Source organism: Sphingopyxis sp. (assembly GCF_036402335.1).
GTDB lineage: Bacteria > Pseudomonadota > Alphaproteobacteria > Sphingomonadales > Sphingomonadaceae > Sphingopyxis.
Window position 1 is genome coordinate 1 of record NZ_DASWTD010000050.1, and the last position, 5,457, is coordinate 5,457.

The window sequence follows — 5,457 nt, forward strand, 5'->3', positions numbered from 1 at the left end:
GCATATCCGGCGAGGCCCAGCATGATCGCGGCTCCCGCCAGCGGCCGCGTCGCCGCGGGCAGCTTGCCGAGCCACAATATGCCGCCGATGGTCAGCGCCGCCGCCAGCAGGATCCAGACCCAGCTCATGATGCATCCTCGCTATCGCTCTCGGCGCGGCGAAAACGGCCAAAAGCCAGCCAACCGCCGATAACGAGGAACAGCAGCGGGCCCAACCACAGCAACGCCGTCGCCGTATCGAACGGCGGGTCATAACTCACCCAATTGCCATAGCGCGCGACGAGCCATGCCTTGATCGCCGCGGGGCTTTCGCCCGCCGCGATCTTGCTGCGCACCTCGTGCCGCATATCGCCCGCCAGCGGCGCATCGCTGTCGGCGATCGACTGCCCCTGACAGACGAGGCAGCGCAGTTCTTCCATCAGCGCCTTGGCACGGGCCTCCTGCGCCGGATCCTTGAGCTGCTGATAGGCATAGGGGGCGGGCGGCAGGCGGTCTTGCGCCGCCAGCGGCAGCGCAAAGGCACCGAGCAGGCAGAGGAGGGGGAGAAGGAGGAGCCGGAGGCTCATTTCATCGCCTCGAGCCTGGCGACGATCCCGGGCACCTGATCGGCGAGGATCACTCCCTGGATCTGCTCGCGGATGATGCCCTTGCCATCGATCAGGAAGGTTTCGGGCACGCCTGACGATCCGAGCGCGATCTGGACGCTGCTCTGCATGTCCGACCCGATCCGGTCGAACGGATTGCCATATTCCTTGAGGAACATCGCGACATCCTCGGGCCGGTCGCGGATCGCAATGCCGTCGATCGGGACCCCGGCCGCCTTCAATGCCTCAAGCTGCGGCGCCTCGGCACGGCACGGGATGCACCAGCTCGCGAACACGTTGACCAGCCGCGGCCGGCCGTCGGCAAGCTGGCTGCTCTTCAGTCCCGGGACCCCGGCGGTTGCCGGCGGCAAGTCGAACAGCGGCATCGGCTTGTCGATCCACTGCGACTGGATCAGCGTCTCCGCCGGTGTCACCAGCCGATAGACGAAGGCGCCGAACAGCAATCCCATGATCGCCAGCGGCACGAACAGGACCCAACGGTTCTTCATGGTGCGAAACGTTCCTCAGACTTGCGGGCGCGACGCGCGCGCCAGATGGCCAGCAATTGCGCACGCCCGAGCATCGACAATGTCGCGCCGATCGCGATCAGGGCCCCGCCGAGCCAGATCCACCACACGAGCGGCTTCCACCACAGGCGGATCTGGTAACGGTCGGCGCTGCCGTCATCGCTCGTCACCGGCTGGCCGAGCACCGCGTAGAGCTGCCCGCCCGGTCGCGTCAGCAGCGCGGCCTCGTTGGTTTCGGTCGGTGCCGTTCCCATCAGCCCCGGAAAAGTCCGCGCCTCGGGTTTCATCGTAAAACTGCTGCCCGACGATGTCGTTGCGATCAGCGTGCCCTCGATCGCCGTATAATTCGGCCCGGCCACCGGTTTGACCCCGGCGAACTTCACCGCAAAATCACCGATCTTGATCACCTCGCCGGGGGCCGCGGCGACCAGTCGCTCCTTGATGAACGCACTTTCGGCGCCCATGCCCGCGAGGCACACCGCAACGCCGAAATGTGCGACGACCATGCCCCAGGTCGGCAGTGGCGTGCGGCGAAGGTTGCGTCCCCACAAAGGCGCGAGGCTCGCGACAGCGACGATTCCGGCCACGGTCATGCCGAGCAGCGGCAAGATGCCGACCTTGCCACCGAACAGGATCAGCGCGAACAGCACGGCAGCCCCGGCAAAGATCGCCAGCGGCAGCCGCGACCAGAGCTTTTTCCCGTCATCCTTGCGCCAGCCGAGCAACGGCCCCGCCACCATCACGAGGCAGAGGATCAGCGCCAGCGGCCCCGCAACCTTGTTGTAATAGGGCGGGCCGACCGAAATCTTCTCGCCCATCGCCTCGGCGACGATCGGATAGAGCGTGCCGAGCAGGACCAGCGCGAGGATCGTCGTGAGCAGCAGATTGTTGATCACCAGCGACCCTTCGCGGCTCAGCAGAGCGAATTTCTTGCCCTCGGCGACGCTCCCGGCGCGCAGCGCGAACAGGGTCAGCGCACCGCCGATATAGATCGCCATCAGCGCGAGCAGAAAGGTACCGCGCTCGGGATCGACCGCAAAACTGTGGACGCTGGTGAGAAGTCCCGACCGGACGATGAAGGTGCCGACCATCGACATCGAAAAGCCGATCACCGCCAGCATCACCGTCCAGGCGCGCAAGGCGTTCCGTGTCGCGGTGACCGCGACCGAATGGAGCAAGGCCGCGCCCGCGAGCCAAGGCACGAGCGAGACATTCTCGACCGGATCCCAGAACCACCAGCCGCCCCAGCCCAGCTCATAATAGGCCCAGTAACTGCCCGCGGTGATACCGAGCGTCAGGAAAATCCAGCTTCCGAGAACCCACGGCCGCATCGCACGGGCAAAGGCGGGGCCGATCTCGCGCGTGACCAGCGCACCCACCGCGAAGCTGAACGCCACCGACAGCCCGACATAGCCGACGTAAAGCGTCGGCGGATGGAAGGCGAGCCCGATGTCCTGCAGGAGCGGGTTGAGCCCCTGCCCGTCGGGCGGTGCGACGGGCAACCGTTTGAACGGGTTTGACGAAAACAGCAGGAAGGCAAAGAAGCCAAGGCTCAGGGCCGCCTGCGCCGCCAGCGTCGCGATCAGCGTATCCTCGCGCAGCCGTTTCTCGAAGATCGCGATCAGGCCGCCCGACAGCGACAGGATCATCAACCACAGCAACATCGATCCTTCATGATTGCCCCACGTCCCAGCAACCTTGAAGATCATCGGTTTCAGGCTGTTGCTGTTGCGCGCGACCAGTTCGACCGACATGTCCGACCGCACGAACAGCGCGATCAGCAATCCGAACGCCACGGCGGTCAGCAAACCTTGCGCCACACTCGCCGGTCGCACGAGCATCGCCAGGTCCCTGGGCCCACCGCGCAGGAACAGGATTCCCGCCACGAGCGACAGGCACGCGAGCGCGGCCGCGATCCACAGCAGGGCCAGACCGAGTTCGGCGATCATGTCGTTGCCGGCGCCTTCATATTCTTTGGCATATCGCCCATCTGCGGCGGCATATAGCGCTCGTCGTGCTTGGCGAGGATGCGGTCGGCAACGAAAATCCCGTCGGCGCGCATCCGGCCGTCAGCGACCATACCCGATTCTTCGCCGAACAGGTCGGGGACGATGCCCTTGTATTCGACGGGGACCGAAGCCTTGCCATCGGTCGCAACGAACCGGATCGTGAGGCCATCGGCCTGCCGCTTGATGCTGCCCTTGGCAACCATGCCGCCCAGCCGCATCGGTTCATCGACCGCGGCCTTGCCGCTCTCGATCTCGACCGGGGTGCGAAAATAAGCTGCTTCGTCGCGCAGCGCGCTGGCGGCCAGCACACCCGCGCCCGCGACGCCGCACAGCGCGACCAGTGCCAGAATCAGCCGTTGGTGCTTGGCCTTCACTTGCGATCCTTTCGCAGCGCATCGCTTCGTTTTTCGGCCTTTTTCATCGCTCGCCAGCTCGTCCATAGCACCGCGCCGGTCAGCACGATCGTCAGTCCATAGGCCGCGGCGACAAAAGCCCATTGCCCGCCCCCGCTGATCACCCCCGTCACGCCTAAATCCCCTCGTCGTCCGCGAGCCGCCGCAGCCTTGCTGCTACGCGATTGTCGGCAATGATCCGCCGCATCCGCATCAGCACGATGGCGCCAAATAGCAGCGAAAAACCGAGCACGGTCAAGCCCAGTGGCCACAGCAACGCGCCGTCGATGCTTGACCCGCCCAGCGTGATACTCGGCCCCTGATGCAGGCTGTTCCACCACACGACGCTGCGATTGATGATCGGAATATTGATTGCGCCGACCAGCGCGTAAATGGCTGCGCCACGCGACAGCGAACCGCCCTGCCGCTGCCCGTCGTCGCCGCTCGTCAGCGCGATGAAGCCCGCGTAGAGAAAGAGGAGGACAAGCATCGACGTCATCCGGCCGTCCCATTCCCACCAGGTTCCCCAGGTCGGGCGGCCCCAGATCGATCCGGTCGCGAGGCACAGCGCGGTGAACAGCATCCCCGGCACCGCGATCGCGCGCGCGGCGATGCCCGACAGCGGGTGACGCCACACAAGCTGGATCAGTCCGGCGATCGCGAGCGATGTCCAGCCGCCCATGCCCAGCCACGCCGAGGGCACATGGACATAAAGGATGCGTGCGGTTTCGCCCTGCTTGTAATCGCCCGGTACGATTGCCAGCCCGGCCCAGCCCCCCACAAGCACGAGCAACAGCCCGACGCCGAGCAGCCACGGTGTCAGCGGCTTGGCAATCGCAAGAAAGCGCGTGGGGTTGGCGTAGGCGTGCATCGGATCGCGTCGTCCTTAGGCGAGCCGGAGAAAGTGGTCCAGCTATTTGCCCGGCGCGACCCGCCCCCTGGGTGATGGCATGTTCGCTGGCCTCGTCAACCCTCCGGCCGCGTCCATATCCAGCTTCCTGTCACGACCGCGGCGATGACCGGCAGCATTACCCACGGCCAGGGCGAAAAGATCGCGGCGAGGACAATACTGAACGCAAAAGCGGCCGTCGCGGCGATCTTGCCCTTGCGGCTGATCGCGCCATTCTCGCGCCACGCGACGATATGGTGCCCGAAATGCGGGTGAGTCAGCAGCCAGTTTTCGAGCCGCGGCGACGAGCGCGCGAAACAGAAAGCCGCGAGAATCACGAACGGCACCGTCGGTAGCAGCGGCAGAAAAGCGCCGATCGCACCAAGCCCCAACGACGCCCAGCCCGCGATCAGATAGAAATGCCGTTTCATCGAGGGCTGACTTAGCGGATTTGAACGACGACGCCACCTACATACCGTCGCCCCCGCGAAGGCGGGGGCCGTTGTCGTGCTAGCGCAAGGTTGCCAGCGGCCCCCGCCTTCGCGGGGGCAACGCTAAACAGCTACCCCCGCCCGATCAGTTTCTGCGCCATCCGGTCGGCCACCGCCGACGCCGGAGTACCGCTTGCTTTGCTCTCGGCCCAGATCTCGGCAAGCCGGCCGGGGATCAGGTGGATGCGGCTTTCGACTTCCTCGCGGCTGCCCTGCCCCAGATATTCGAGCGCGACGTTGATGATGCCGCCCGCGTTGATCACATAATCGGGGGCATATACGATGCCGCGATCGTGCACGCGCTTGCCGTCGGCTGCGGTCGCAAGCTGGTTGTTCGCCCCGCCAGCAATAATCGGCACGCGCAGATTCTCGATGCTCGCCTCGGTCAGGATCGCGCCCAGCGCATTGGGGCTCAGCACATCGGCCTCGACCTCCATGATCGCCGCCGAATCGGCCAGTTCGGCGCCCAGCTCTTCTGCCAGCGCTTTCGCGCGCGCCAGATTGACGTCGGCAAGGGTCAGCTTCGCGCCCTCGGCCGCCAGCCGGCGCGCGACACCGCCGCCGAC

7 protein-coding genes and 1 pseudogene are annotated in these 5,457 nt (G+C 65.8%); all 8 read right to left on the reverse strand.

Features of this window, described 5'->3' with window-relative positions:
- Positions 1–124: 124 nt before the first annotated feature.
- Positions 125–565 carry a cytochrome c-type biogenesis protein gene (locus tag VGD20_RS01430; protein ID WP_331132747.1) on the reverse strand — a complete coding sequence of 147 codons (441 nt, stop codon included), beginning with the start codon at positions 563–565 and terminating at the stop codon, positions 125–127.
- Positions 562–1,092 (reverse strand): DsbE family thiol:disulfide interchange protein, encoded by a 531-nt coding sequence (locus VGD20_RS01435; RefSeq protein WP_331132748.1) that lies wholly within the window; start codon positions 1,090–1,092, stop codon positions 562–564. Before VGD20_RS01435 ends, VGD20_RS01430 begins: the two co-directional genes overlap by 4 nt.
- Entirely contained in the window at positions 1,089–3,059 is a 1,971-nt protein-coding gene (locus VGD20_RS01440) for a heme lyase CcmF/NrfE family subunit (RefSeq protein WP_331132749.1), read from the reverse strand. The genes VGD20_RS01435 and VGD20_RS01440 overlap by 4 nt, the downstream gene beginning before the upstream one ends.
- Positions 3,056–3,493 (reverse strand): cytochrome c maturation protein CcmE, encoded by a 438-nt coding sequence (gene ccmE, locus VGD20_RS01445; protein ID WP_331132750.1) that lies wholly within the window; start codon positions 3,491–3,493, stop codon positions 3,056–3,058. The genes VGD20_RS01440 and ccmE overlap by 4 nt, the downstream gene beginning before the upstream one ends.
- Positions 3,490–3,645: a hypothetical protein gene (locus tag VGD20_RS01450; RefSeq protein WP_331132751.1), complete on the reverse strand. Its 156-nt coding sequence runs from the start codon at positions 3,643–3,645 to the stop codon at positions 3,490–3,492. The genes ccmE and VGD20_RS01450 overlap by 4 nt, the downstream gene beginning before the upstream one ends.
- A gap of 2 nt (positions 3,646–3,647) precedes the next feature.
- Entirely contained in the window at positions 3,648–4,382 is a 735-nt protein-coding gene (gene ccmC / locus VGD20_RS01455; RefSeq protein WP_331132752.1) for a heme ABC transporter permease CcmC, read from the reverse strand.
- Positions 4,383–4,477: 95 nt separating this feature from the next.
- Complete coding sequence (locus VGD20_RS01460) at positions 4,478–4,831, reverse strand: YbaN family protein (protein ID WP_331132753.1); 354 nt, start codon at positions 4,829–4,831, stop codon at positions 4,478–4,480.
- Positions 4,832–4,962: 131 nt separating this feature from the next.
- A pseudogene (locus VGD20_RS01465) lies at positions 4,963–5,457 on the reverse strand (amino acid dehydrogenase); the annotation flags it as partial.